The sequence below is a fragment of the Pseudomonas sp. rhizo66 genome, assembly GCF_031931925.1.
Taxonomy (GTDB): Bacteria; Pseudomonadota; Gammaproteobacteria; order Pseudomonadales; family Pseudomonadaceae; genus Aquipseudomonas.
The window spans coordinates 124753-149086 of record NZ_JAUJWZ010000001.1; the positions used below are offsets into that span (position 1 = coordinate 124753).

Below are 24334 nucleotides of genomic sequence, written 5' to 3' on the forward strand. Positions count from 1 at the left end.
CAATCAGGCGACGGATCAGTCCTGACGGCTGGTGACTTCCAGCAGGTGATAACCGAACTGGGTTTTCACCGGACCTTGCACGACATTGATTGGCGCACTGAAGACCACGGTGTCGAATTCCTTGACCATCTGGCCAGGACCGAACTTACCCAGATCACCGCCCTGACGGCTGGACGGGCAGGTGGAGTTGGCCTTGGCGACTTCGGCGAAATCGGCGCCGCCTTCGATCTGGGCCTTGAGTTCGTTGCACTTGTCTTCGCTGGAAACCAGGATGTGGCGGGCAGTGGCTTGAGCCATGGGGAAACTCTCCAATCTATTTCAGTAAAGTGTGGAGCCTACCGGATTCAGTGGGCGAATTCTCGGCAAAGTTCCGTTCGGTTGTCCGTGGCCTTGATCAGAGATTCGCGGCTCGCAGACGTTCGGCGTGCTTGACGTACAGCTCAATCGGGTCGGGTATGGCGCCGGCTGTGCGGCGCAGGCTGCCCAGATGGTCCAGTGGGTAGTCGGAGCGGATCACCTGCCCCAAGTGAGAACTGAAGCGGCCGACGAAACCGTCATTCTGCAGCGTTTCGGTCATGAAGTACTGCGATAGCGCATGGCAAATGCTTTGGGTCGGATCGAGTGGCGACGGGCTGCTGGCCGGCAGAACGCCGCTCCACGAGTAATAGCGTACGCCGTTGACCTGTTCCGGGCCTTGTCCGCCCCAAGTGCTGGGCAATCCCTGCGGAAACTTGTCGTTGAACTCACCTACGCCTTCAGTCGTCAGTGCATTGAGCGCCGCCAGTGCGTTCTGCGGCAAGGCGGCACTGCCACTGAGCAACGATAGAAAATTGGCAAATAGCGTCGCTACGTTCTGGGCGACGACCTCCGGCAGTCGCCCGGGTATCAGTGCCTTGCGCAGAAAGTCAGCCAGTTCCGAGCCGTGGTTCGGGCCGCTGACGGAGGTGACGGAAGCGACGGCGTGTGGCGCCAACGCCGCAGCGTATCGAGCAGCCAATGCGCCTTGACTGTGTCCTATGAGGTTGACTTTGTCTGCACCTGTGCCTCGCAAGACACGATCAATCTGTGCAAGCAATTGTTCACCCCTTGCTTCGTTTTTATGGGTGGTAGAAAGGTGTGGAACAAACACTCGGCTGCCAGTCGTTTTCAGAGCGTCCTTTACATCATGGAACAGCTCGAAATGACCTATACGCTCGAATCCGAACAGGCCGTGTACCAACAGGACGGGATAGCGAGTTGAAGCATTCCGTTGCATGTTCTTACCTTTTTCACAGAAGTTCATCGGGGAATCTGGAGGCCACTCTAAAACACTCATCCTGTTGAAGAAGTAAGAAGGGGCTTCTCTTGGCCGTTGAATCTGGACTAGTGCTTGTAAGAATTTTCAGATACTTATGAAATCCGAATCGGAAGTTGAAGACATCTTTCGCTAGGTTGATGGCAATTTTGCGTGGTTTGCCTACCCGGCAGGAGGCCTTTGCCGGTTGTTCGCGGCGGATGGGGCTGACATCGAAAGTGTGCGCAATGGCGTTGAATGTTGGCTGTCGACGCCGTCCATGAAAGCGGCGTTTTTTCCAAGGAATGGAGCCACTAATGCACACGCACGAAGTCGAGTTTTGCTACCGGATGCGCCACCCTGTCAGTCCCTGTGTTTCGGACGAACTGCTGCCTGCGCCAACCCTTGATTCCCATGAGGGAGCAGTGCTGGATCCCGCGCTGAGCAAAGTTGTTGTCCGCATTGCCCCTTATGCCAACATGGCTTGCGGCGATCAGTTGTTGTTGAGCTGGGACGGACTGGATATAGAAGGCTTTGCCTATCAGCACGAAATGGTTCGCTATGTCAGCGAAGGCCAGGTCGGCAAGGATGTCGTGTTCGTGATCAAGGGCATGCATATCGCGGCGCTGGATGGCGGTTCTCTGGAGATCTACTGGAAACGGCTCAGTGCGGGCTCGGTTGAACCCGCGTTGTCTGCGCGCGTGCAATTGTCTGTGGGGGATGCCCGGCCGCAATTGCTTGCGCCGATTGTCGAGGGGGCGATCGGAGGAACGCTGGATCCGGCGCGAGTGCCGGACGGCACGCTTGTCGCGCTCCAGCCTTATTCCCGAATGGCGGCGGGGGATCGGGTCACGTTGCTGTGGGGCGCTGACGCATCGTCTGCAACGTTCAGCGACAGCTTGAAGGTCGAAACCTTTGCGGTCGCAGATGTCCTGTCATTCTGGGTTGAAGGGGTGCACATCGCAGCCCATCTCGGCGGCGAGGTGGTAGTGCGCTACCAGGTCGAACAGGCGGGCGGCGTCGTTCGCGAATCCGAGGCGGCGCGAGTTCTCGTCACCCCGATCCAACGGGGTGAACTGGACGCACCCGATGTGCTTGAAGCGCAAGATGGCGTGTTGTCGAGAGACGACTCGATCGATGGCGTCACCGTCGTGATCGGTAACGCTCAAACGCAGGAAGGTGAGTTGGCGTACCTCAAGTGCGACGGAGATCTGTTCAATCATCGCGATGACCGTGAAATCACTCGGGAGACGGCGGGGAAGCCGCTGATCTTCATTGTGCCGCACCGATTCTGGCGTGAGCACCATGGCACGACCGTGCGGGTGGCCTACACGATTGAACGTCTGGACGATGTCAGTCAGGAGTCCGCGGTGACGCACGTGCAGGTAGAGGCGTAACGGGAATATGGCCGGCCCTCCGGCTTGCGATAAACCGGAGGGTGAGCCTGGCAATCAGCCTTTGGCGTGTGCGGCAAGGCGCTGGCAGGCGTCAAGCAGCAAGCGTTCCGTTGCGCTGAAACCGAGGCAACCGTCGGTAATCGACACCCCATAGCGCAGGGATTCGCTCAGCGGTTGGCAGCCTTCGAACAGGTGAGACTCAATCATCATGCCGATCAAAGAGCGGTCACCTTGCAGGCGTTGCTCAAGCACTTCGTTGAAGACGCCGGGCTGGCGTAGCGGGTCCTTGCCACTGTTGGCGTGGCTGCAATCGACCATGATCCGGCTCGGAATCTTCAGGCGATTCAGGTCTGCATGGATTTTCGCAACGCTCTCGCGATCATGGTTCGGCCCTTTATGGCCACCGCGCAGAACCAGGTGGGTGTCGGGGTTGCCTGGTGTTTGAATGATGGCCGGATGGCCCTGACTATCGACGCCGAAATGCCGGTGCGGATGGGCTGCCGAACGCATGGCGTCAACCGCAATGGCGGCACCGCCGTCGGTGCCGTTCTTGAACCCGACTGGCATGCCCAATCCACTGGCCATCTCCCGGTGGATCTGCGATTCAGTGGTGCGCGCGCCAATGGCCACCCAGCTCAACAGATCGTCGAAGTAACCGGCAGCCATGGGCTGCAGCAATTCTGTGGCCACTGGCAGGCCGAGGCGGATCATTTCCAGCATCAGCTCGCGCGAAAGCGTAAGGCCGCCAGCCATGTCGTCACTGCCATCCAGTTGCGGGTCGTAGGCCAGACCTTTCCAGCCGACCGTGGTACGCGGTTTCTCGACGTAGGCTCGCATCACCAACAGCATTTCGCCGCTGACTTCTTCAGCCAGTCGAGCGAGCTTGCCGGCGTATTCGAGTGCGGATTGCGGATCATGGATAGAGCAGGGCCCGACGATGACCAGCAGGCGTTGATCCTGGCCATTGAGAATGGCGCGAACCGCCTGGCGGTGCGCGGTGACTTGCAGGCTCAAGGCATTGCTCAGGGGCAATTGCTGTTTGAGTTGCAACGAGCTGGGCAGACGCAGGGTCAATGCTTCGTTGGCAGGGTTCAGGGTGGACAGCGGCAGAGCAGAAACGGACGAGTTCATATTCGGTCTTCCTGGGCTGGCGGCGGGTGCTTCCCGCTCGCCCGGCCCTACTGGGGTGTTCGACAGTTGGCCGTAGTGGCTACGTGTGTGTGCTTGCCACCTGTAGGTGACCGATCGGAGGCGGCAGGCTGTCCCGAGCGGAGGCTGGTAAATCGCCAGGCGCTGAAGCTGTCGTGACGGTAATAAGTGGCGTAGTTCATTTCGTGATTCCTCAAAGTGTCTAGTGTGTTGCTGAAAAATGTGGGGCTGAAAAAACAAAACCCCCGGTCGGGAGGCCGACCGGGGGTTGAGAATTCTCTGGTAGGCGACCCGTTGTTATGGGCGCCGTTTGGGTATCAGGCGCGCCAGTGGCTAAACCAATACCCAAAATAAAAGCTGACCGGAGCGCAAACGTCATTCACCCGGGCAGCCGCAACCGAGCGCAGGGCGCTGGTGGTGCAAAGCTGTGAGAGGGCGTTGAACATGGTCTGTCTCCGATGAATGGGCCGAGCTTACTAGAGGCCGCTACGCCACAGCAATCAGAAATTGCTATCGCGTAATCAACAAAACATCTATTGCTAGCGTCGCGCAGGAGTTGTGACATTCTGCACTTCGCTTGATGACCAAGGGTGAACCGTGTCGACACAAACCATTGCTGCTGCCCAGTCTCCGCACATTGCCGGTGAGCTTTCACACTGTCGCTTTATCGAGGCCGCAGCGGCCGGGGCAGGTGATCTGTTGGTCATGGCCGAGCGCGTCGTGGGTGCATGGCTGGGGCGAATTGTTCCTGTTGTGCAAGCCTGATGACATTCCACTTACGATTGGCGGTTCCAGAAGATCTGGCGTTTGCCCGCGATCTCACCTGTCAGAACATGCTGCGCTACTACATTCGCCATGACCTGCTATGGCGGGACGAAGCGTTCGACGTGGCATGGTTGGGGCGGCAAAACTGGCTGATAGTGAAGGGTGATGTGCCAGTGGGCTTTCTCAGTCTCAGTCGGGATATGCGCGCGCTGTACATTCGTGAGCTGCAGATTGCTGAAACGTATCAGGGGCAGGGTGCTGGTTCTTGGGCAATCGATCAGGTTATCGACATGGTGCGTAGAGAAAGACGCCCGGCGCTGCGGCTGACCGTATTTGAAAATAATCCGGCGAGAAACTTGTATGAGAGAAAAGGACTACAAGTTCAAGGCGCGGACGAGTGTTTTCTGCGAATGCAGCTTGATATCAGTACACATGTGCTCTGAAACCCACGGCCGGCAAGCCTTCAATGATGAATTGAAACTTTTTAAATGACGCTTTCCGCTAGGTCTGCGGGGTACTTTTTGCTAAGGTGTCCGGCATCCCAATAAGACCATATCGCGAGGTGTCTGCTTGATTAGGGTGCTAGTGGTCGATGACCATGATCTCGTTCGCACAGGCATTACACGTATGCTGGCCGATATCGATGGCTTGCAAGTGGTTGGCCAGGCTGAATCCGGGGAAGAGTCCCTGATCAAGGCCCGAGAGTTGAAGCCCGATGTGGTGCTGATGGACGTCAAGATGCCCGGCATCGGCGGCCTGGAAGCCACGCGCAAACTGTTGCGCAGTCATCCGGACATCAAGGTGGTCGCGGTTACGGTGTGTGAAGAGGATCCTTTTCCGACACGCTTGTTGCAGGCTGGTGCTGCGGGTTATCTGACCAAGGGCGCGGGTTTGCCGGAAATGGTTCAGGCGATTCGCCTGGTTTTTGCCGGTCAGCGCTACATCAGTCCGCAAATTGCCCAGCAATTGGCAATCAAGTCGTTTCAGCCTTCCAATGATTCTCCCTTCGATGCCTTGTCCGAACGCGAAATTCAGATCGCCTTGATGATCGTCGGCTGTCAGAAGGTACAGATCATTTCCGACAAATTGTGCCTGTCACCGAAAACCGTGAACACCTATCGCTATCGTATTTTCGAGAAGCTTTCGATCAGCAGCGACGTCGAGTTGACTCTGCTGGCGGTGCGGCACGGTATGGTTGATGCCAGCCTCTGACCATGACTGAAACATTCGATTCCGGCGCGTTTCTGTCGACAGTCAGCGGGCGCCCGGGCGTCTATCGCATGTTCGACAGCGATGCACGCCTGTTGTACGTGGGCAAGGCCAAGAACCTGAAAAAACGCCTGGCCAGCTACTTTCGCAAAACCGGCCTGGCGCCCAAGACTGCCGCGTTGGTGGGGCGCATTGCGCAGGTCGAAACGACCATCACCGCCAACGAAACCGAGGCGCTGCTGCTGGAGCAGACGCTGATCAAAGAATGGCGTCCGCCGTACAACATTCTGTTGCGCGACGACAAATCCTACCCCTACGTGTTTCTGTCCGACGGCCAATTCCCGCGCCTGAGCATTCATCGCGGGGCCAAAAAGGACAAGGGCAAGTACTTCGGCCCCTATCCGAGTGCCGGCGCCATACGTGAAAGCCTGAGCCTGCTGCAAAAGACCTTCTTCGTTCGCCAGTGTGAAGACAGCTACTACAAGAACCGTACCCGCCCGTGCCTGCAGTATCAGATCAAGCGCTGCAAAGCGCCTTGCGTCGGACTGGTCGAGCCTGAAGTGTATGCCGAAGACGTGCGTCACTCGGTGATGTTTCTTGAGGGGCGTAGTCACGCGTTGACCAACGAGCTGTCCACGGCGATGGAGGAGGCGGCGATCAACCTGGAGTTCGAGCGTGCCGCCGAACTGCGTGATCAGATCGCACTGCTGCGTCGGGTCCAGGATCAACAGAGCATGGAAGGTGGTACAGGGGATATCGATGTCATCGCGGCATTCGTCAACCCGGGCGGCGCTTGCGTGCACCTGATAAGCGTCCGTGGCGGACGTGTGTTGGGCAGCAAGAATTTCTTTCCGCAAGTCGGTATCGAAGAGGACGTTTCGGAAGTCATGGCCGCGTTTCTTGGCCACTACTTTATCAGCAGCCCCGAGCGAGATTTGCCGAGCGAGCTGATCGTCAATGTGGTGCACGAAGACTTTCCAACATTGGTTGAAGCGATCCATGAGCTGCGTGGTCGCGAGCTGGCCATCAGTCATCGGGTGCGTGGTACGCGCGCGCGCTGGCAGCAACTGGCAGTGACCAACGCCGAGCAGGCATTGGGCGCGCGCCTGGCCAACCGCCAACACACCGCCGCGCGGTTCGAGGCCTTGGCCGAAGTATTGAACCTAGATGAACCGCCGCAGCGTCTGGAATGCTATGACATCAGTCATTCCAGCGGTGAGGCGACGGTCGCGTCCTGTGTGGTGTTCGGCCCTGAAGGCGCGATCAAGTCGGATTACCGGCGCTATAACATCGAAGGGGTCACGGCGGGTGACGACTATGCCGCCATGCATCAGGCCCTGACGCGACGCTTCAGCAAACTCAAGGAAGGCGAGGGCAAACTGCCGGACATCTTGTTGGTCGACGGTGGCAAGGGCCAGCTGTCGATGGCACGGGATGTTCTCAACGAATTGGCCGTGCCGGACCTGATCCTCCTCGGTGTTGCCAAAGGTGCTACGCGCAAGGCCGGCTTCGAAACGTTGTATCTAAATGATGCGGCGCACGAGTTTACCTTGCGTGGCGACTCGCCGGCGCTGCACCTGATTCAACAGATTCGCGATGAAGCGCACCGTTTCGCAATTACAGGACACCGCGCACGTCGAGGTAAAACCCGTCGTACGTCAACGCTGGAAGGCGTTGCCGGCGTTGGGCCGACCCGACGTCGCGACTTGTTGAAACATTTTGGTGGATTGCAGGAGCTGTCTCGTGCAAGCATCGAAGAGATCGCCAAAGCCCCGGGGATCAGTAAAAAGCTCGCAGAGTCGATTTATGCGAACCTGCATAGCGAGTAGAATGCCCCTTCACCTCGTAGCCAGTTGTGCCGATGAATATCCCTAATCTGATTACCGTTCTACGCGTCCTGCTCATTCCAATCTTCATTTTGCTGTTCTATCTGCCTTATCAGTGGAGTTACATGGCCTCCGCCTCGGTGTTCGCCTTTGCGGCAGCGACGGACTGGCTGGACGGTTATCTGGCTCGCCGTCTGGAGCAAAGCACTCCGTTCGGGGCGTTTCTCGATCCGGTCGCTGACAAGCTCATGGTTGCAGTCGCACTGGTGCTTCTGGTCCAGGAACATGGCAATCTCTGGCTCACACTGCCTGCGGCTGTCATCATTGGTCGCGAAATTGTGGTGTCGGCCTTGCGTGAGTGGATGGCCGAACTCGGTGCCCGTGCCCATGTAGCCGTTTCCAATCTGGGCAAATGGAAGACCGCAGCGCAGATGCTCGCGCTGGTCATTCTGTTGGCTAATCCAAAGGATTTCAGCTTCTGGGTTATCCTCGGTTATGCCTTGCTGATGGTCTCTGCCGGCCTGACCTTGTGGTCGATGGTGCAGTACCTGCGCGCCGCCTGGCCGCACCTGAAGACCGATGTTGAAAAGAAATAAAACTTTTTTGAATCAAGGGGTTGACGGAGCTTCTTAATTCTATAGAATGCGCATCACCAAGCGGGAATAGCTCAGTTGGTAGAGCACGACCTTGCCAAGGTCGGGGTCGCGAGTTCGAGTCTCGTTTCCCGCTCCAATTTGTACAGTGTTTGTTGTTGTGCTACTGACAGCAGATACTTTGAGGCCGAGTAGCAAAATGGTTATGCAGTGGATTGCAAATCCACCTACGCCGGTTCGATTCCGACCTCGGCCTCCACTATGAATAAGCTCCGTAGATCCATGATTTACGGAGCTTTTTTATTTGCAAAGTACCGCAAGATTTAGTCTTGAAAAACGGTCATTGCCAACTTGCTTCACTGGGAAGTGATGTATATATTTCCCGCACTGTTGTTCAAGGTTGGATCCTGTCAGGATCGCGACTGTGCAGCAGAAGACAGCAGCACCGCGCTACCGCCCGAATGGCGAAACTGGTAGACGCATGGGACTTAAAATCCCCCGCTCGTAAGGGCGTGCCGGTTCGATTCCGGCTTCGGGCACCATCTTTAATCAAGGGTTTGCAGGCGAAAGCTGATGCAAGCCCTTGTTCGTTTCTGGGTCGCAATCCAGGTCATAAGCGCGCCGAAGTTGGCGCAATCCCTTCCCCTGGGCTTACAGGCAAAGGGATGCGGAGTTCCTTGGCTGCTATCGGCAGTTTGTAGGCGTTACGAAAAGAAGCCCGGACGTATCCGGGCTCGTCGGGGAAAAATTCAGCGCGAACCCACTCCTTTCGAAGAGCGCGAGGAAGATCTTTGACTCCGTCTCCGAAGCCAGCTGAAGAACGCGTGCACCGGGTGCAGGAAGGCGGCAAGCACGCCTATGAACATGATGATGAAGATGGCAACAAGCGGGATGCTTTCGTGCGAGAACATGGTGGGTTACTCCTGTAGTCACTATGTCGGAACCCGCAGCCTAGACGCATCGAGCCATGTTTTCGATGAACGTATGTTCATCCTTCTGTGCCTCATTTGTGCTACAGCAAGGCTCACCGGATTGGTGGGATCTGGAAATCAGCGAGCAATCTGGAAAACCGCGTGAGTTGGCTGGTTGATGGAAATTTCGCTCGTAGAGCAATTTCCCGCACCCGCACGCTACTCCATGAATATCAAAGGCCTGCATGAGTTTTCTCATGCAGGCCTTTTTGGTGGCTTGCCAACACGCGGTACTAGACGAAAGCCTGTCCGCTAAACCCGCGAGGCAAGCGCTGAAGGCCGGCCATGGCGGTCAGGCGCTCGATCCATTCTGCGCGCCAGTTTGTTGCATCGTGCGAGGTTTTGGCCTGACGGGCCATGCGGCGGCTGGCGTTGCGCTGATCCTTTCGTGCCTGCTTGTATGCATCGGTATTGCGGCAACTGCGGCACTTCACGCGATTGAGTTCGCGGCTTGCCGAAAGTTGTTTGCCTTTATGGCCGCAAGCCAGATGGCCGTCGACGTTGAAATGGATAACCATAACTGTCTCCTGAGCGACATGTATAAGTTATGACAACTCGCGGACGGCAAGCGTTCGCCGTTTGGACGCAGGCAAAAAAACACCCGCATGCGGGCGGGTAAGGGCGTTACTTTGCAAATGCGGTGACTTAGGGTCACCGCTAATGAGCAAATTCCTGAAACCCTGGCCTGGTCGAGGTCATCTGAACCGAGGCAGTGGCCGATCAACAGGCTTTAGCGCCGACAGCGTATTGCGAATCAGCGGAGCATCCTTCTCGATGTCATTCAGTCGGTCTCGGATGCGCAGGGCGGTGGGGTGCCCGCCTTGGTGATCGACCCAGTCGGCGATCTCTTTGCACGCGGCGGCGAGGCGCGCTTGTCGAGCGTCAAGCAGGGTAAGGAGGGTGGTGATGGACTCTTTTTCGGACATGGAACACCTCCGTTCTATGAAACCTGAGCTGCAGCAAAAAGCCCGCGTGTTGCGAGCCTTCTGCCGTGGGGCGCTGCTCCTTCAGCTGGTTTCAGTATAGACCCGCTTCTGATCGGCATCAGCCGGACGATTCGCGGGCCGGTAGTGGGGAACTGACTGCGTTGAGGCGCGTGCATTCACGTCGAGCTTCGCCCTCCGTGTCGTAGCCATCACCGATGAAACCGCCAGTACGTGTGTCGCAGATGCGAAACCAACCAGTGGCTTCGGCGGGATCATGCTGGCTGTCTTCGGCACGTCGACCGTGAATAATGATCTTGTTGCAACGCTTCACGACGAAAATGTCTTCCATGGCGTCACCGCAGCTGATTCGTGTCAGATCAACTATAGAAGCCCCCGGCAATCGTGCAAAAAATACACAGCTCAGCTCGTCGGTTGCCAACGCCAGCCTTCGATGTGCCAGATCAGGTGATGGCTTGGATTCAACGTTTGTAGAAACGCCTGATCGTGGGAAACCACAACTATCGCCCCGGGAAATGTCTGCAAGGCTTGTTCGAAAGCTTGCACCGACGCCAGGTCCAGATGATTGGTCGGCTCATCCAGCAGCAGTAATTGCGCGGGTGTCTGGCGCCACAACGCCAGCGCAAGGGCTGCTTTCAAGCGTTCGCCGCCACTGAGTGAGGCACAGGGCCGGGTAACACGCTGCGCGTCCAGTTGCAGATGGGCGAGCAAGCTGCGCAACTCACCTTCGCTCAAAGGCGTTTGCTGTGCCTGCAACTGATCGACAATCGAAGTGTGCTCATCCAGCAGCTTCAGCTGTTGATCGAGAAAAGCAAAGGGCACATGCGTGATGCACTCGCCACTCACCGGCGCCCCTTCATCTGCCAGCAGTTTCAACAGCGTCGATTTGCCACAACCGTTAGGACCACTGACAGCGATGCGCATCGGCCCTTGAATGGCGAGGTCAAGGCGGCTGGTGGGCGCATCTGCCGGTAACCATGGCAAGCACGCGTCGATCAGCGTGCACACCTGCCGATTGCTCGGCACCACGCTCCCCGGCAGATTGATCAGCACGCCGTCGTCGGGCAGGACGTTTTCGTATGCCTCGCGAACACGCTGATCCAGATCGGCCTTGCGTGCCTGTTGGCCGACTTTTACCTGTCCCATGATGTCCCTCGCGGCGGCTTTCAGTGCCGCCCGCTCGAAGCCCGAAACGTTGGCATTTTGTGCGTTACGACGGCTGCCGGCGGCATGGCGCTGGATGGTGTCGTGCTCGCGTTGCAGCCGCGTGCGTTCGCGCTGACGTTCGATACGGGCCTGATCGAGTTGTGCCCGGGCTGCCTGTTGATGTATCCGGCGTTGTTCAGTGAAATCCGCAAAACGTCCGCTGAAAACAGTGGCTCCCGCAGGCGTAAGTTCGACAGTTCGCGGCATCTGCTCCAGCAATTGACGGTCGTGACTGACGACGATCAGGCCGCCACGCCAGCGCTCAAGTAAACACATCAGCCATTGCCGACCGGCGCTGTCGAGGTGATTGGTGGGTTCGTCGAGCACCAGCAATGGCGCCTGGCTCAGCAGTGCGCCGATCAGGGCAATTCTGGCTTGCTGACCACCGCTGAGGTGCTCCGTCAGATCCGACCCAGAGATGTCGGCCAGCCCAGCCTCATCGAGCATCTGCCGCAAGCACTCCGCCAGATCCCAGCGTTCGTCGATGAGGTCGAAGTCGTCGGCCGTGGCACCCCCGAGCTTCAGTCGCTCCAGTGCGTTGAGCACCGAGGCCGTCCCTGTTGCATCGGCTACGGTTTGCCCGGGTGTAGTGATGAACGTTTGAGCGACGTAATGCACGCAAACCGAGCGTGCCACGCTGCCGGTGCCGGGTTGCAATTGCCCGGCAATCAAACGTGCGAGCACGCTTTTGCCAACACCGTTGCGCCCGACGATCGCGGTCGGTTGATCATCGAAAGTCAGGTTCAGGTTTTCGAACAGGGTTGCGCCATTGGCGAACTGAAAGCCCAGTTGATTCAGGGAAACGAGTGCGGCTGTACGCGAGACGTGAGTCATCGGCACCTCCAGAAAATGTCGTGAAAACTGACAAGCGCCGTGAATGGCGTGTCGCGAGTACATTTTTAGAAGGTCGGGTTGTTCACTTCTGCGGTCGTCCGAAAGAGGGGGAGGTGGCTAGCCTAGATGACGCTCATGCGCGGATCAAGTTGCGTCGGTCATCTCGCTCATTTGCTCGAGAAACATTGCCAGCGCCACTTCCTCGGCACGCAGGCCTTTACGCACGCGCGGGCGAGGTAGTTCAGCGAGGGCGCCGAGCATGAATTTCTCGACTACGGCCGGGTGGATATAGCACTTGCGGCACACCGCCGGGGTGTTGCCTAACTGCTTGGCGACGCCTTTGACCATCTCCACCACATGCCGCTTGGCCTCGGTCTCGGACTCCCATTGCAACTCGCGCAACACCGCCAGCGCCAAGGCACTGCCCGCCCACGTGCGGTAATCCTTGGCGGTGAAATCGGCGCCGGTCAGGGTCTGCAGGTAGGCGTTGACGTCGGAAGAGCTGACGGTGTGCCGCTCACCGTTTTCATCCAGATACTGAAACAGGTTCTGGCCGGGAATCTCCAGGCAGCGCTTGATGATGCGCGCCAGCCGTCGATCCTTGACGGTGATCTGGTGTTCGATGCCACTCTTGCCGCGAAACTGGAACAGGATCGCGCTGCCGTTGACTTCGACATGTCGGCTGCGCAGGGTGGTCAGGCCGTAGGAGCGATTGTCTCGGGCGTATTGTGTGTTGCCGACCCGAATCAGTGTGGCGTCGAGCAGGGTGATGACCGTGGCCATGACCTTGTCGCGACTGAAACCGGGCGCCGCCAATAGCGCCTCCAGTTGCTTGCGCAATTTCGGCAACGCCAGACCGAACTCACGCAATCGCGAATACTTGTCGGCATCGCGCACCTCGCGCCAGCGCGCGTGATAACGATATTGCTTGCGGCCACGGGCATCACGGCCGGTGGCTTGCAGATGACCGCGCGGGTCCGGGCAGATCCACACGTCGGTATAGGCGGGTGGTACGGCAAGGGCATTGATGCGTTTGATTTCATCCGGATCACTGATGCGCTGGCCTGACGGTTCGAAATAGCTGAACTTGCCGCGCAGCTTTTTGCGAGTGATACCGGGCTGGGTGTCGTCGACGTAATGCAAGTCGGATGGCAGGTCGGCAGTCAGCACGGTGTCGGGCATGGCAGTTTCCTTTGATGGCGCGGCGGTCTGTAAAACGATTGACCGCACGCCGTTGCCGTGGTGCCGAATGATTTAGGCGAGGACTGCGACCGCTTTGATCTGCGCCCATAAATGCTGGCCCGGATGCACGCCCAACTGGTCCCGGGAGTAGCGGGTGATGCGCGCGAGCAGCGGGGTGCCGCCAGCATCCAGGCGAATCAGCACGTGGGCGGCGTTGTCGGCCGATTGTTCGCTGACCACCGTCACCGGCAGTCGATTGAGGATGCTGCTGAACTCGCTGTTCTGCAGACTCAGGCTGATGTCCCGCGCGTGGATTTTGCAGCGCAGGGCCTGACCCGGTTCCATCGGCGCGTGCGTCACCCTGATGCTCATCTCGGTGGCCGGCAGTTGCAGGCTCAGCAGCTGATATTGCGCATCGTAGGCGCTGACCTGGCCCTCAATGATCACCCCGGCGTCATCGCCCATCGCCATCGGCAGGTCAAGACGTGCGAGGGTTTCGCCAATCGGGCCGCTGGCCAGCGCTTTGCCTTCGCTGAGCAACACCAGGTGATCGGCCAGTCGCGCCACTTCATCCTGGGCATGGCTGACGTACAGCACCGGAATGTCCAGTTCGTCGTGCAGGCGTTGCAGGTACGGCAGGATTTCACGTTTGCGCTGGCTGTCGAGCGCGGCCAGTGGCTCGTCCATCAGCAGCAGTTTCGGGCTGGTCAGCAGCGCACGGGCGATGCCGACGCGCTGGCGTTCGCCTCCCGACAAATGCTGCGGATGACGTTCGAGCAAATGGCCGATGCCCAACAGTTCAGTGGCCTGCGCCATGTCGACGCGACGTTGGGACTTGGCGATGCGCTTGAGGCCGAATTGCAGATTGGCCAGCACCGACAGGTGTGGAAACAGGCTGGCCTCCTGAAACACGTAGCCGAGCGCGCGTTTGTGGGGCGGGACGAAAATGCCGTTTTCGCTGTCCTGCCAGACTTCATCGTTGATCTGGATAAAGCCCTGTTCGGCGCGTTCAAGTCCGGCGATACAGCGCAGGCAGGTGGTTTTACCCGAGCCGGAATGACCATAAAGCGCAGTCACGCCACGGCCCGGCAAGTTCAGGTCGATATCGAGGCTGAAGCCCGTATAGATCCGTTTCAGACGCACATCAATCATCAATCAACTCCAGCCTGCGCGGGTCTTGCGGCTGGAGTACAACGCCAGCAACACCAGAAACGAAAACACCAGCATCGCCCCGGCCAGCCAATGGGCCTGAGCGTATTCCATCGCTTCGACATGGTCGTAGATTTGCACGGAAACCACGCGGGTCTTGTCGGGAATATTGCCGCCGATCATCAGCACCACGCCGAACTCACCGACGGTATGTGCGAAGCCGAGGATCGCCGCAGTGATAAAACCAGGACGCGCCAGCGGCACAATCACGCTGAAAAACGTGTCCCACGGATTGGCGCGCAAGGTCGCGGCGACTTCCAGAGGGCGGGTGCCGATCGCCGAAAACGCGTTTTGCAACGGTTGCACCACGAACGGCATGGAATAGATCACCGAACCGATCACCAGCCCGGTGAAGCTGAAGGTCAAAGTGCCCAGGCCCAGCCATTGGGTAAACTGGCCGAGAAAACCGTGCGGTCCCATCATCAGTAACAGATAGAAACCGATCACAGTCGGTGGCAACACGAGGGGCAGGGCGACGATCGCCCCGATCGGGCCGCGCAGCCACGAATCGGTGCGCGACAGCCACAGGGCAATCGGAGTGCCGACTACCAGCAGGATCGCGGTAGTCAGGGACGCCAGTTTCAGGGTCAGCCAGATCGCCGCGAAATCGGCACTCGTCAGCGACATTTTAGATCTGGTAACCGTAGGACTTGATCACCGCAGCGGCTTTCGGGCCTTTGAGGTATTCGACCAAGGCTTTGGCAGCGGCGTTGTCTTTGCCTTTGTTCAGAATCACTGCGTCCTGTTTGATCGGGTCGTGCATGCTGGCCGGGACGATCCATGCCGAACCGTTGCTGACTTTGCCATCCTTGTAGATCTGCGAAAGTGCGACAAAGCCCAACTCGGCATTGCCGGTCGAGACAAATTGATAAGCCTGGGTAATGTTCTGGCCTTCGACGATCTTGGATTTGGTGGCCTCGGTCAGTTTGAGTTTTTCCAGCACTTGCGTGGCTGCCAGGCCGTAAGGCGCTGCTTTCGGGTTGGCAATGGAGAGGTGCTGGTATTCGTTGTTTTTCAGCACCTCGCCTTGCGCATCGACATAACCTGCTTTCGCCGACCACAACGCCAGCGTGCCGATGGCGTAGGTGAACCGCGAACCTTTGACGGTGTCGCCTTCTTTTTCGAGTTTTTCCGGGGTGGTGTCGTCAGCGGAGAGGAACACTTCGAACGGCGCGCCATTCTTGATCTGCGTGTAGAACTGGCCGGTGGCACCGTAGGCTGCGACCAGTTTGTGCCCGGTGTCCTTCTCGAAATCCGCCGTAATCGCCTGGATCGGCGCGGTGAAGTTGGCTGCTACAGCCACCTGCACTTCATCAGCCTGTACCGTGCCGATGGCGAAAACGGCGAGCAAAGAGGCCAGGCAAGCGGGGGCACAACGTGATACGCGAAGGGTCATGTAACAGCTCCGATATTGGCGAGTGCAAAGGGCAGCTATTGCAGGAGGTGGTCTGCGCCGATGCGAGGTTGGATTCGCTATATAAGGAAATATATAGCGAAACGCTGCCAAACAGGAAGTACTGGTTAAATGCGGCTTGAGGACGTTCAAAATCCTCACGCTGTAAAGCTTCAATGGCGAGCAAGCTTTGCCAGTGCACCTTCGGCCAATTGTCGGGTCAGTTCAGCGCTGCCGATTTCGTTGCCCAAGGTGAAGGCCTGACCGGCCCAGAGGTTGGCAAATTCTGCCTCGTTGATCGCTCGCAGTGGCATCAGTGCACCACCGGCCAAGGGAAACGCCGGAGCTTTTGGCGACATCGGACCGAGCTCACGCATGACGCGGTTGAGTATGCCCCGCGCCGGCCGCCCGGTAAAAATATTGGTGATCGCTGTTTCGCTTTCCTTGGCGGTACGCAGCGCCTTGTGGTGAGCGGCGCTGACTTTTGCCTCCGGCGTGAACAGATAGGCGGTGCCGACCTGTACCGCTGAGGCCCCCAACATAAATGCCGCCGCCACGCCGCGCGCGTCGGCAATCGCCCCGGCGGCAATCACCGGTACGTTCACCGCATCGACCACTTGAGGCACCAAGGCAAACGTGCCGACCTGACTGCTCAGGTCATCGCTGAGAAACATGCCGCGATGGCCGCCGGCCTCGTAGCCCATGGCGATAATCGCGTCGCAGCCGTTCTGCTCCAGCCAGATCGCTTCATCGACCGTCGTCGCCGAGGAGAGGATTTTCGCCCCGGTGGCCTTGACCCGATCAAGCAAGGATTTCTCTGGCAGGCCGAAATGGAAACTCACGACTTCAGGCCGAAATTCTTCCAGCACTTCACAGGCTGCCGCATCGAACGGCGCGCGGTTGGACACCGGCGTCGGTGCAGCGAAATCGGCGCCGAGTTCGCGGTAGTACGGCTCCAGCAGATGCTTCCAGTCACGTGCGCGTTGCTCATCGGCGGCCGGTGGCTGATGGCAGAAGAAGTTCACGTTGAAAGGCTTGTCGGTGTGCTGGCGAATGGTTTTCAGCTCTTCGCGCAATTGCTCGATGCTCAGCATCGCCGCCGGCATCGAACCCAAGCCACCGGCATTGCACACGGCGATGACCATGGACGAATTCGTCGCGCCGGCCATCGGGCCCTGGATGATCGGCAGCTCAATGCCGAGAAGGTCAAGAATGCGGGTATCTGGCCATTGGCTCATGAGGGCGGTTCTCCGAACGGTGTAGCGGGCAGGGGCGGCAAACCCGGTTTTTAGCAGCAAAAGCGGACTCGCGGCCAGTTCGAAATCAAGAACAACCCATGCAGTTTTTCAGCGTCGATGAAGTCTGCTGTTATTTCGGCTGCCAAAAGAGTGATGAAAAATGCTGGTATGCCGGTGGTCGCGGCAATGGCGGACTCTTTAGCCATTTCGGCGAAACCACGACCGTCGAAAAAGCATAGTCTCGCGTTATGGAAACACCCGGCCGATTTGCCGATTGGCGCAAAGTTGAATGTGGCAGGGTGTTGCGATGTGGTATTTCAAGGCACGACATTCTGAAAACAGTCCTGCGAGGCAGTCATGTTCAACGCCATTGTGATCGACAAAGACGACAGCGGTTACCGCGCCAACCTGCAACAGGTCAACGAGGAGCAGTTGCCTGAAGGCGATGTCACCGTGGCTGTTGCGTACAGCACGCTGAACTTCAAGGATGGCCTGGCGATTACCGGCAGCAGTCCAGTGGTGCGCAAGTTTCCGATGGTGCCAGGGATCGATCTTTCGGGCACCGTGGAAACCAGTTCGCATCCCGACTATAAGGTGGGTGATCAGGTGCTGCTCAACGGCTGGGGTGTCGGTGAGAGCCATTGGGGTGGTCTGGCGCAGAAGGCGCGACTCAATGGCGACTGGCTGATTCCGTTGCCCGAAGCCTTTACGGCGGCGCAAGCGATGGCCATCGGTACCGCCGGTTATACGGCGATGCTGTGCATTCTGGCGCTTGAGCGCAATGGCGTGACCCCAGAGCAGGGTGAGGTGTTGGTCACGGGAGCCAACGGCGGAGTCGGCAGTTTTGCCATCGCCCTGCTGAGCAAGCTTGGCTACCGTGTCGTCGCGTCCACCGGCCGGGTTTCCGAGCATGAATATCTGCACCAGTTGGGCGCTGGCGAAATCATTGATCGCGCGACATTGTCAGCGCCCGGCAAGCCACTGGCCAAAGAGCGTTGGGCAGCGGTGATCGATTCGGTTGGCAGTCACACACTGGCCAATGCCTGCGCGAGCACCCGCGCCGAAGGCACTGTCGCCGCCTGTGGTCTGGCCCAAGGCATGGACTTCCCGGCGTCGGTGGCGCCGTTCATTTTGCGTGGCGTGACCCTGGCCGGCATCAACAGCGTGACCCAGCCCAAGGCTCGCCGCCTGGAAGCGTGGGAGCGCCTGGCCAAGGATCTGGATTTCTCGTTGCTGGCGTTGATCAGCCATGAGATCGGCTTGAGTGAAGCCATCGATGCGGCACCGAAACTGCTCGCCGGGCAACTTCGCGGACGGGTAGTGGTGAACGTTAATCGCTGACCGGTTTTCGCGCTGAGTAGCATCTACTCATCCTTCAAACCGGCGTCTCGCGCTCAAGCAACAGACGCTTGCGTTCGACGCCCCAGCGATAGCCGGAAAGATTGCCATCGCTGCGCACTACGCGGTGGCAAGGGATCGCCACCGCCAGACGGTTGGCTCCGCACGCCTGGGCCACCGCGCGCATGGACGTCGGTGCGCCGATGCGCTGGGCAATTTCAGCGTAACTCGCCGTCTGCCCCGCCGGGATTTCCCGCAGCGCCTGCCACACCCGCTCCTGAAACGCCGTGCCGCGAACGTCCAGCGGCAGGTCCAGACCGAGCGCCGGGGCTTCGATAAATCCCACGACCCTGGCGATCAGTTGCTCGAAGCCGGCATCGGCACCGATCAGGTTGGCTTGGCGAAACTGATCCTGCAGATCGCACACCAGTTGATGCGGATCGTCACCTAGCAGAATCGCGCACACCCCTCGCTCACTTTGCGCCACCAGAATTGCTCCCAGCGAGCATTGGCCAACGGCGAATCGGATGTCGTTGTTCTTTCCGGCAGCGCGATAGTCGCCGGGTTTCATCCCCAGCACGTGATCTGCTGATTCATAAAAACGGCTGTTGGAATTGAAGCCTGCGTCGTACAGCGCATCCGTCACCGAACCGCCGTCTGCCAAGCGCTCACGGACTTTGCGCGAGCGATGGGCCGCTGCGTAGCCCCTGGGCGTCAACCCTGTCGCGGCTTTGAACACACGATGAAAATGAAACGGACTCAGGCCAGCGGTTTGCGCCAGTTCGTTGAGCGCCGGCAATGTTTCGGCAGATTCGATATGGCGGCAGGCAATGGCGACGGTCGCGGCATGCTGCACGGCCACATCACTCTGATCCTTGCTGGCGCGCTTGCTCGGCCGATAGCCGGCGGCTTCGGCCTGTTCGGCGGTATCGAAAAACTCGACGTTCTGCGGTTTCGGCAAACGTGAAAGGCTGCTTGGGCGGCAGTAGATGCCGGTGGTTTTCACTGCATAGACAAACTGCCCGTCCGCGCGGGAATCTCGCGCAACCACAGCGGCCCAGCGTGGATCGTTTGCGGTATCAAGCGGGGTCGAAAGCGTCTTCATGATGAGTAATCCGTTGACCTGTTTGATTCAGGTTAACCAGCCTCGCCCGGCTCAACACTCCGGGCCTTGCGGTCAAATTTTTCGGGTTCAGCGAGCAACCCGAAACGTCAGATTGATCCGCTGTTGACCCAAGCGCGGATGCTGACCTTGCTTGATTGGCAATACGCCGTGGTAGCGCAATCGGTCAGCGCCACCCCAGACCACCATGTCACCGTGCAGCAGCGGGATTCGCCGGGTCTTGTCGCTGCGCGCAAAACCACCGAACAGGAATATGGCCGGCAATCCGAGTGACAAGGAAACGATCGGCGCGGCGTAGTCCTTTTCGTCTTTATCCTGATGCAAAGACATTTTAGCGCCGGGGACATAGCGATTGATCAGGCAGGAATCTGCGTTGAAGCCAGAAAAACCTGCCCGCTCGGCTGCCGAATGCGCCAGAGCAGCGAACGAATTCGGCATCTGCGGCCAAGGCAGACCGTTGAGCGGGTCGACACCCGAATAACGATAGCCGCTGCGATCAGTGATCCAGCCCCACTCACCACAACTGCTGGTGCCCACCGACATGCTGAAACCACCCGGCGTGACCATGTGGCGCAAGGGTGCGGCGGCAAGAATTGCATCCAGCGCCGGAAGAATCTGCTCGATCAGCGGCAGGGCAAAGCCATGCAGCACCCAGGACTGCTCGCCAATCTGCTCGGCGCGCGGGCGTTGTTCGGGTTCATGATCGGCGAACAGATCGAAAGTATTCGGTTGCATGGTGGTCAGGTAGCGTCGTGAAAGATGATGCCTAGGGTATGCCTTTTTCCACTGTGCAGGCGACTGACGCCATGACGCAGAGTCACCCGATAATCACCGCGCACGCCTTTGACCGGGCGCTGGTTCACGGCAAAGATCACCGCATCACCTTTCGTCAGATCGAGCACGTGCGGGCGAGATTGCATGCGCGGGCGTTGCTCGGTGAGAACGAACTCTCCACCGCTGAAGTCTTGCCCGGGTTCTGACAGAAGAATCGCCACTTGCAGCGGAAAAACCGATTCGCCATACAGGTCCTGATGCAGACAGTTGTAGTCCTGCGGGCCGTATTGCAACAGCAGAGGGGTAGGGCGTATCTGGCCTGCAGCATGGCAGCGCTGAAGAAATTCGGCGTGGGTCGGCGGAAAACGTTCGGGCAGGTTCATGCGTTCATACCAGCGATTGGCCAAGGGGGCCAGGCGCGGATACAGCGCGCAGCGAAGGCGTTCTACCGGAGTTGGCAGGGGGTAGCGGAAATATTTGTATTCACCGCGACCGAAGCCGTGACGGGCCATGATGACCTGCGATCGAAACGGTTCGGTCTGCGGATACAGTGCACTCAGGTGATCGCAGGTGTCGGCCAGCAACAGCGAACGGATGATCGCGAAGCCGTCCAGATCCAGTTGCTGGGCAAGGCTTGCCCACTCGAGCGACTCCAGACGCGAGGGTGACATCGACATGCTGACTCCTTGACTCACGGTCGAGGCAGCCAGTCTGGGTCAGGCCTGGCGACGGAACACTCCGTCGCTTGCGGTCAAATCCTTGTCGTTGCTTAAAGCGCTTTGCTGACGGCGATTTCGCTGATCTTTTCGTCCTGGCCATGAAGCTTGTCCAGTTCAGCCTTGGCTTCTTCTTCGGTGCCGTTTTCCAGCTGCGCGAACTCGAAGCGGCGTTCACCGTTGAGTTTGTACTTGATGACGTATTTGGTTGTTTGGGCCACGGTCATGCTTTCCTTTCTGGTTGAGCGGCGTGTCTCAGCTGAGTTTGCTGCTGGAGCGACGGATGATCTTGATCGAGTGAGTCAGTGTCGGCTTGCGGGTCACGCTGATCGCACGGCGGTTGACGGTGTCGATGGTGATGTTCCAGAAACCGGTGCTTGGTGCGGTGATACGGGCCGGGAAGGTGTCGAAGGCGCCGCCGTGGTAAGTGTGACGGCCGCCATTCTTGAAGCTGCGGAAGTTGGCGTCGTTCATCAGACGGATGTTGCACATTTGCGAGCATTGAATGACGACGATGTCGTCTTCGTTGAGGTGTTCGCGCTGGTGAATGAATTTCATGGGCGCCTCCAGAAGGGCTTTTTCTACAAAATCAAAACGATAGCTTGTCGATTGGCGCAGTTTATCAGCCCGCACGGGTTATTATCTGGCCGTCGGGCGTTGGTTTGACAATTTTGAACAGATATTCGCAAACGGATGCGGGTTAAATGCAGAAGGCCCCGGAGAAAAACGGCATTTGTGCTGTCGGACGGTCTTTAACGGAGGTTTTATATGAAGTGGGGTGTGGTGTGTCTGCCGTTGATTCTGGCTGTGGGTGGTTGTGCGAGTGTTTCCGAAATCAATGAAACGTTGCCGACCATGAGCGTGATCTCCGGCAAGAAACCCCATGAATATGCCCAATGCCTGGCCGAGAAGCTGGCAAACAGCCGTGGCGCACTGCAAATGCAGCCGCACAAGGATGGGGTTCGGGTCATCGTGCCGGGGAAATTGTCCACTGGCGCGGCAGCGGTATTTGATATCGAAGATCGCTCCGGCGGCAGCAGCATCAAGCTGCATGAGCGCATGTCTAATGTGCCGGTGCGTCCACGTGATGTGCAAAAGGCCGCCAATGCGTGCATTTCCGGCTGATAGACTACTGGTCATCAGCACCGATGCCGTCGCAGTCATGCTGTGACGGCATTTTCATTTCTGGAGTCGCGATGAAGCGAGAGCAAGTACGGGAGCGCCATGCAGAGGGCCTGATCTCTGCCACCCATGTCATCCAGAACCCGGCGAATCCGGGTGAGTGGATTGTGTTTTTCAAGAAGAGCGCCGGTCGCAGCTACTTTCTGGTCGACGATAACGACGAGGTCGAATCCTTCAACCGTCTCGACGATCTGATCGATGTCGTCCGTGGACTCGGGATCAAATTCGCCGAAATTCACATGTAAGCCCTATTTGCAGACCACGACAACGCTGCGGTTCTTGTAGTTGCCGACATCGACGCCCAGGGTTTTGTCGCTTTCCTTGGACTGAGGCGTGCCGTCCGTGCCAACGATGCGATAACCGGTGCCCGCGCAGGAGGCATCGGCTTTTTCATAGCAGGTCGCCCAGGAATTGGCTTCGCCGGAGCAATCGATCGACAGCCCCTGTTCACCGTTGTTCAGGTATGTGGGTTGAGAAGTTGCGCAGCCGGCCAGTGCCAATACCGCAATCAGGGGCAGCCATTTTTTCAGATTCATGTTTGTGGTCTTCAGCGAGGGGGACTAGACGCTCTGACAGCGCCGGTGTGAAAAGGTTATAGCGTTTGGCCACTTGTTTGTAGGTGGGCACAAAAAAGCCCTGCTTGAGAGCAGGGCCGGGAGGCGTAACGCGCAAGATCAGTCCTGATCTTTGCCACGGCGTTTGGCTGATGCTGGAGTGTCAGTAAACACTGCGGCTACATCGGTCGCCATTTGCTCGCTGTCGAAAGGCCCGGCGATGTGCTCGCCGTTGGTGGTGGTCAGCGTCCACTTGCCATCTTTCTTGTCGATCACATACCCGTTGACGATTTTTACCGCGGCCATCTATCTGTCTCGTTCGCTGGTTCAAAGGCGCCATGATACCGGCAAATGCTCGCATTGGGGGGCGATGAGCGTATGGTGATTCAGTTTGTCGGCCGCTTTGAGCTACGCTGATCTGGCTGCGCCAGGATGTCGATGGAACTATCGGCGAGAATATTTCTCTATGTTGGCATCGGTTAGCCAGTGCGGGGCATTGTAAGGTGCACGCCGCCTGATTAGACTGCGCCGAAACTCGTACACACAGCCCTTTCAAGGACTTATATGATCAAGAAATGCTTGTTCCCAGCAGCCGGTTACGGTACTCGCTTCCTGCCAGCGACTAAAGCCATGCCCAAAGAAATGCTGCCGGTGGTAAACAAGCCACTGATCCAGTACGGCGTTGAAGAAGCTCTGGACGCTGGCCTGACGGAAATCTCCATCGTCACCGGTCGTGGCAAGCGTGCTCTGGAAGACCACTTCGACATCAGCTACGAGCTGGAAAACCAGATCAAAGGCACCGACAAAGAGAAATACCTTGTCGGTATCCGCAAACTGCTCGACGAATGCTCGTTCTCCTACACCCGTCAGACCGAAATGAAAGGTTTGGGCCACGCGATCCTGACCGGTCGCCCGCTGATCGGTGACGAACCGTTCGCCGTGGTACTGGCGGACGACCTGTGCGTCAACCTCGAAGGTGACGGCGTACTGACCCAGATGGTCAAGCTGTACAAGCAGTTCCGCTGCTCGATCATCGCCATCCAGGAAGTCGATCCGCAGGAAACCAGCAAGTACGGCGTTATCGCCGGCGAGATGATCCGCGACGACATCTACCGCGTTCACAGCATGGTTGAGAAGCCAAAGCCGGAAGACGCGCCTTCGAACCTGGCGATCATCGGCCGTTACATCCTGACCCCGGACATCTTCGACCTGATCGAGCAGACCGAGCCAGGCAAGGGCGGCGAAATCCAGATCACCGACGCCCTGATGAAACAAGCCCAGAACGGCTGCGTGATGGCCTACAAGTTCAAAGGCAAGCGTTTCGACTGCGGTGGCGCTGAAGGCTACATCGAAGCAACCAACTTCTGCTTCGAGAACTTCTACAAGACTGGCAAGGCTTATTAATAGCGCTTGATTGGTTTGTAAGAAAAACCCGCTTCGGCGGGTTTTTTCATTTTG

29 protein-coding genes and 3 tRNA genes are annotated in these 24334 nt (G+C 58.2%); 13 read left to right on the forward strand and 19 right to left on the reverse strand.

Annotation, left to right across the window (positions count from 1 at the left end):
* Positions 1-15 precede the first annotated feature (15 nt).
* Both QZR14_RS00440 and QZR14_RS00445 read right to left on the reverse strand, forming a co-directional pair.
* Positions 16-297 carry a peptidylprolyl isomerase gene (locus tag QZR14_RS00440; protein ID WP_311995572.1) on the reverse strand — a complete coding sequence of 94 codons (282 nt, stop codon included), beginning with the start codon at positions 295-297 and terminating at the stop codon, positions 16-18.
* 97 nt (positions 298-394) lie between these two features.
* A complete protein-coding gene (locus tag QZR14_RS00445) occupies positions 395-1255 on the reverse strand; it encodes a lipase family alpha/beta hydrolase (protein WP_311995770.1) in 861 nt (286 codons plus the stop codon).
* Positions 1256-1590: 335 nt separating this feature from the next.
* On the opposite strand from QZR14_RS00445, the gene QZR14_RS00450 reads away from it, so the two are divergent.
* Positions 1591-2670, forward strand: a complete 1080-nt coding sequence (locus QZR14_RS00450; RefSeq protein ID WP_311995573.1) for a hypothetical protein — start codon at positions 1591-1593, stop codon at positions 2668-2670.
* A gap of 54 nt (positions 2671-2724) precedes the next feature.
* Here QZR14_RS00450 and QZR14_RS00455 read toward each other — a convergent pair whose 3' ends face one another.
* The gene (locus QZR14_RS00455) at positions 2725-3801 is read right to left on the reverse strand and encodes a 3-deoxy-7-phosphoheptulonate synthase (RefSeq protein ID WP_311995574.1); all 1077 of its coding nucleotides are present in this window, start codon (positions 3799-3801) and stop codon (positions 2725-2727) included.
* 782 nt (positions 3802-4583) lie between these two features.
* Here QZR14_RS00455 and QZR14_RS00460 point away from each other — a divergent pair.
* From QZR14_RS00460 to QZR14_RS00490, 7 genes are all read left to right on the forward strand, one after another.
* A complete protein-coding gene (locus tag QZR14_RS00460) occupies positions 4584-5027 on the forward strand; it encodes a GNAT family N-acetyltransferase (protein ID WP_311995575.1) in 444 nt (147 codons plus the stop codon).
* A 127-nt stretch (positions 5028-5154) separates the two neighbouring features.
* Entirely contained in the window at positions 5155-5796 is a 642-nt protein-coding gene (gacA, locus tag QZR14_RS00465; RefSeq protein WP_016984198.1) for a response regulator transcription factor GacA, read from the forward strand.
* Positions 5797-5798: 2 nt separating this feature from the next.
* Positions 5799-7622: an excinuclease ABC subunit UvrC gene (gene uvrC, locus QZR14_RS00470; RefSeq protein WP_311995576.1), complete on the forward strand. Its 1824-nt coding sequence runs from the start codon at positions 5799-5801 to the stop codon at positions 7620-7622.
* A 32-nt stretch (positions 7623-7654) separates the two neighbouring features.
* Positions 7655-8215 carry a CDP-diacylglycerol--glycerol-3-phosphate 3-phosphatidyltransferase gene (gene pgsA, locus QZR14_RS00475; protein WP_007950102.1) on the forward strand — a complete coding sequence of 187 codons (561 nt, stop codon included), beginning with the start codon at positions 7655-7657 and terminating at the stop codon, positions 8213-8215.
* 60 nt (positions 8216-8275) lie between these two features.
* A tRNA-Gly gene (locus QZR14_RS00480) sits at positions 8276-8351 on the forward strand.
* Positions 8352-8397: 46 nt separating this feature from the next.
* Positions 8398-8471, forward strand: a tRNA-Cys gene (locus QZR14_RS00485).
* Between the two features lie 196 nt (positions 8472-8667).
* A tRNA-Leu gene (locus tag QZR14_RS00490) sits at positions 8668-8754 on the forward strand.
* Between the two features lie 662 nt (positions 8755-9416).
* Here the strand turns inward: QZR14_RS00490 and QZR14_RS00495 are convergent.
* The 9 genes from QZR14_RS00495 to QZR14_RS00535 form a co-directional block, all read right to left on the reverse strand.
* Positions 9417-9701, reverse strand: a complete 285-nt coding sequence (locus QZR14_RS00495) for a hypothetical protein (protein ID WP_250605315.1) — start codon at positions 9699-9701, stop codon at positions 9417-9419.
* Positions 9702-9878: 177 nt separating this feature from the next.
* On the reverse strand, positions 9879-10109 hold the full coding sequence (locus QZR14_RS00500) for a hypothetical protein (protein ID WP_008082703.1): 231 nt from the start codon (positions 10107-10109) through the stop codon (positions 9879-9881).
* Positions 10110-10227: 118 nt separating this feature from the next.
* Entirely contained in the window at positions 10228-10458 is a 231-nt protein-coding gene (locus tag QZR14_RS00505; protein ID WP_250605314.1) for a hypothetical protein, read from the reverse strand.
* A 71-nt stretch (positions 10459-10529) separates the two neighbouring features.
* A complete protein-coding gene (locus QZR14_RS00510) occupies positions 10530-12167 on the reverse strand; it encodes an ABC-F family ATP-binding cassette domain-containing protein (protein WP_311995577.1) in 1638 nt (545 codons plus the stop codon).
* A 144-nt stretch (positions 12168-12311) separates the two neighbouring features.
* Positions 12312-13349 (reverse strand): DNA topoisomerase IB, encoded by a 1038-nt coding sequence (locus QZR14_RS00515; RefSeq protein WP_311995578.1) that lies wholly within the window; start codon positions 13347-13349, stop codon positions 12312-12314.
* Between the two features lie 72 nt (positions 13350-13421).
* Positions 13422-14501, reverse strand: coding sequence for a molybdenum ABC transporter ATP-binding protein (gene modC, locus QZR14_RS00520; protein ID WP_250605311.1), 1080 nt, complete (start codon positions 14499-14501; stop codon positions 13422-13424).
* A gap of 3 nt (positions 14502-14504) precedes the next feature.
* Positions 14505-15185 carry a molybdate ABC transporter permease subunit gene (modB, locus tag QZR14_RS00525; RefSeq protein ID WP_093431052.1) on the reverse strand — a complete coding sequence of 227 codons (681 nt, stop codon included), beginning with the start codon at positions 15183-15185 and terminating at the stop codon, positions 14505-14507.
* A 1-nt stretch (position 15186) separates the two neighbouring features.
* Complete coding sequence (gene modA, locus QZR14_RS00530; protein ID WP_311995579.1) at positions 15187-15954, reverse strand: molybdate ABC transporter substrate-binding protein; 768 nt, start codon at positions 15952-15954, stop codon at positions 15187-15189.
* 170 nt (positions 15955-16124) lie between these two features.
* Positions 16125-17189, reverse strand: coding sequence for an NAD(P)H-dependent flavin oxidoreductase (locus QZR14_RS00535; protein WP_250605308.1), 1065 nt, complete (start codon positions 17187-17189; stop codon positions 16125-16127).
* A gap of 98 nt (positions 17190-17287) precedes the next feature.
* Here QZR14_RS00535 and QZR14_RS00540 point away from each other — a divergent pair, with 98 nt between their 5' ends.
* Positions 17288-17428, forward strand: a complete 141-nt coding sequence (locus QZR14_RS00540) for a hypothetical protein (protein ID WP_250605307.1) — start codon at positions 17288-17290, stop codon at positions 17426-17428.
* A gap of 118 nt (positions 17429-17546) precedes the next feature.
* Complete coding sequence (gene acuI, locus QZR14_RS00545) at positions 17547-18530, forward strand: acrylyl-CoA reductase (NADPH) (RefSeq protein ID WP_311995580.1); 984 nt, start codon at positions 17547-17549, stop codon at positions 18528-18530.
* Between the two features lie 34 nt (positions 18531-18564).
* Here the strand turns inward: acuI and ada are convergent, their stop codons facing one another.
* The 5 genes from ada to QZR14_RS00570 form a co-directional block, all read right to left on the reverse strand.
* On the reverse strand, positions 18565-19632 hold the full coding sequence (gene ada / locus QZR14_RS00550) for a bifunctional DNA-binding transcriptional regulator/O6-methylguanine-DNA methyltransferase Ada (RefSeq protein ID WP_311995581.1): 1068 nt from the start codon (positions 19630-19632) through the stop codon (positions 18565-18567).
* Positions 19633-19719: 87 nt separating this feature from the next.
* Complete coding sequence (alkB, locus tag QZR14_RS00555; protein ID WP_311995582.1) at positions 19720-20385, reverse strand: DNA oxidative demethylase AlkB; 666 nt, start codon at positions 20383-20385, stop codon at positions 19720-19722.
* Between the two features lie 5 nt (positions 20386-20390).
* Positions 20391-21101 carry a 2OG-Fe(II) oxygenase gene (locus tag QZR14_RS00560; RefSeq protein WP_311995583.1) on the reverse strand — a complete coding sequence of 237 codons (711 nt, stop codon included), beginning with the start codon at positions 21099-21101 and terminating at the stop codon, positions 20391-20393.
* A gap of 92 nt (positions 21102-21193) precedes the next feature.
* Positions 21194-21361 carry a hypothetical protein gene (locus QZR14_RS00565; RefSeq protein WP_250605481.1) on the reverse strand — a complete coding sequence of 56 codons (168 nt, stop codon included), beginning with the start codon at positions 21359-21361 and terminating at the stop codon, positions 21194-21196.
* Between the two features lie 34 nt (positions 21362-21395).
* A complete protein-coding gene (locus QZR14_RS00570) occupies positions 21396-21698 on the reverse strand; it encodes a DUF1883 domain-containing protein (protein WP_057400164.1) in 303 nt (100 codons plus the stop codon).
* A gap of 210 nt (positions 21699-21908) precedes the next feature.
* Between QZR14_RS00570 and QZR14_RS00575 the strand changes: the two genes are divergently transcribed.
* Positions 21909-22265, forward strand: a complete 357-nt coding sequence (locus QZR14_RS00575; RefSeq protein WP_250605302.1) for a hypothetical protein — start codon at positions 21909-21911, stop codon at positions 22263-22265.
* Positions 22266-22336: 71 nt separating this feature from the next.
* Positions 22337-22567, forward strand: coding sequence for a hypothetical protein (locus QZR14_RS00580; protein WP_250605301.1), 231 nt, complete (start codon positions 22337-22339; stop codon positions 22565-22567).
* Between the two features lie 3 nt (positions 22568-22570).
* Here the strand turns inward: QZR14_RS00580 and QZR14_RS00585 are convergent, their stop codons facing one another.
* Positions 22571-22852 (reverse strand): hypothetical protein, encoded by a 282-nt coding sequence (locus QZR14_RS00585; protein WP_250605474.1) that lies wholly within the window; start codon positions 22850-22852, stop codon positions 22571-22573.
* Between the two features lie 144 nt (positions 22853-22996).
* Positions 22997-23182: a hypothetical protein gene (locus tag QZR14_RS00590; protein WP_090283267.1), complete on the reverse strand. Its 186-nt coding sequence runs from the start codon at positions 23180-23182 to the stop codon at positions 22997-22999.
* A gap of 258 nt (positions 23183-23440) precedes the next feature.
* On the opposite strand from QZR14_RS00590, the gene galU reads away from it, so the two are divergent.
* Positions 23441-24280: a UTP--glucose-1-phosphate uridylyltransferase GalU gene (gene galU, locus QZR14_RS00595; RefSeq protein ID WP_007912230.1), complete on the forward strand. Its 840-nt coding sequence runs from the start codon at positions 23441-23443 to the stop codon at positions 24278-24280.
* The last annotated feature ends 54 nt before the right edge of the window (positions 24281-24334 follow it).

Bases quoted from the DNA above. Each gene is read 5' to 3' on its own strand.
- QZR14_RS00440 (WP_311995572.1), bottom strand. From the start codon at position 297: ATGGCTCAAGCCACTGCCCGCCACATCCTGGTTTCCAGCGAAGACAAG.
- QZR14_RS00445 (WP_311995770.1), bottom strand. From the start codon at position 1,255: ATGCAACGGAATGCTTCAACTCGCTATCCCGTCCTGTTGGTACACGGC.
- QZR14_RS00450 (WP_311995573.1), top strand. From the start codon at position 1,591: ATGCACACGCACGAAGTCGAGTTTTGCTACCGGATGCGCCACCCTGTC.
- QZR14_RS00455 (WP_311995574.1), bottom strand. From the start codon at position 3,801: ATGAACTCGTCCGTTTCTGCTCTGCCGCTGTCCACCCTGAACCCTGCC.
- QZR14_RS00460 (WP_311995575.1), top strand. From the start codon at position 4,584: ATGACATTCCACTTACGATTGGCGGTTCCAGAAGATCTGGCGTTTGCC.
- uvrC (WP_311995576.1), top strand. From the start codon at position 5,799: ATGACTGAAACATTCGATTCCGGCGCGTTTCTGTCGACAGTCAGCGGG.
- pgsA (WP_007950102.1), top strand. From the start codon at position 7,655: ATGAATATCCCTAATCTGATTACCGTTCTACGCGTCCTGCTCATTCCA.
- QZR14_RS00495 (WP_250605315.1), bottom strand. From the start codon at position 9,701: ATGGTTATCCATTTCAACGTCGACGGCCATCTGGCTTGCGGCCATAAA.
- QZR14_RS00500 (WP_008082703.1), bottom strand. From the start codon at position 10,109: ATGTCCGAAAAAGAGTCCATCACCACCCTCCTTACCCTGCTTGACGCT.
- QZR14_RS00505 (WP_250605314.1), bottom strand. From the start codon at position 10,458: ATGGAAGACATTTTCGTCGTGAAGCGTTGCAACAAGATCATTATTCAC.
- QZR14_RS00510 (WP_311995577.1), bottom strand. From the start codon at position 12,167: ATGACTCACGTCTCGCGTACAGCCGCACTCGTTTCCCTGAATCAACTG.
- QZR14_RS00515 (WP_311995578.1), bottom strand. From the start codon at position 13,349: ATGCCCGACACCGTGCTGACTGCCGACCTGCCATCCGACTTGCATTAC.
- modC (WP_250605311.1), bottom strand. From the start codon at position 14,501: ATGATTGATGTGCGTCTGAAACGGATCTATACGGGCTTCAGCCTCGAT.
- modB (WP_093431052.1), bottom strand. From the start codon at position 15,185: ATGTCGCTGACGAGTGCCGATTTCGCGGCGATCTGGCTGACCCTGAAA.
- modA (WP_311995579.1), bottom strand. From the start codon at position 15,954: ATGACCCTTCGCGTATCACGTTGTGCCCCCGCTTGCCTGGCCTCTTTG.
- QZR14_RS00535 (WP_250605308.1), bottom strand. From the start codon at position 17,189: ATGAGCCAATGGCCAGATACCCGCATTCTTGACCTTCTCGGCATTGAG.
- QZR14_RS00540 (WP_250605307.1), top strand. From the start codon at position 17,288: ATGCAGTTTTTCAGCGTCGATGAAGTCTGCTGTTATTTCGGCTGCCAA.
- acuI (WP_311995580.1), top strand. From the start codon at position 17,547: ATGTTCAACGCCATTGTGATCGACAAAGACGACAGCGGTTACCGCGCC.
- ada (WP_311995581.1), bottom strand. From the start codon at position 19,632: ATGAAGACGCTTTCGACCCCGCTTGATACCGCAAACGATCCACGCTGG.
- alkB (WP_311995582.1), bottom strand. From the start codon at position 20,385: ATGCAACCGAATACTTTCGATCTGTTCGCCGATCATGAACCCGAACAA.
- QZR14_RS00560 (WP_311995583.1), bottom strand. From the start codon at position 21,101: ATGTCGATGTCACCCTCGCGTCTGGAGTCGCTCGAGTGGGCAAGCCTT.
- QZR14_RS00570 (WP_057400164.1), bottom strand. From the start codon at position 21,698: ATGAAATTCATTCACCAGCGCGAACACCTCAACGAAGACGACATCGTC.
- QZR14_RS00575 (WP_250605302.1), top strand. From the start codon at position 21,909: ATGAAGTGGGGTGTGGTGTGTCTGCCGTTGATTCTGGCTGTGGGTGGT.
- QZR14_RS00580 (WP_250605301.1), top strand. From the start codon at position 22,337: ATGAAGCGAGAGCAAGTACGGGAGCGCCATGCAGAGGGCCTGATCTCT.
- QZR14_RS00590 (WP_090283267.1), bottom strand. From the start codon at position 23,182: ATGGCCGCGGTAAAAATCGTCAACGGGTATGTGATCGACAAGAAAGAT.
- galU (WP_007912230.1), top strand. From the start codon at position 23,441: ATGATCAAGAAATGCTTGTTCCCAGCAGCCGGTTACGGTACTCGCTTC.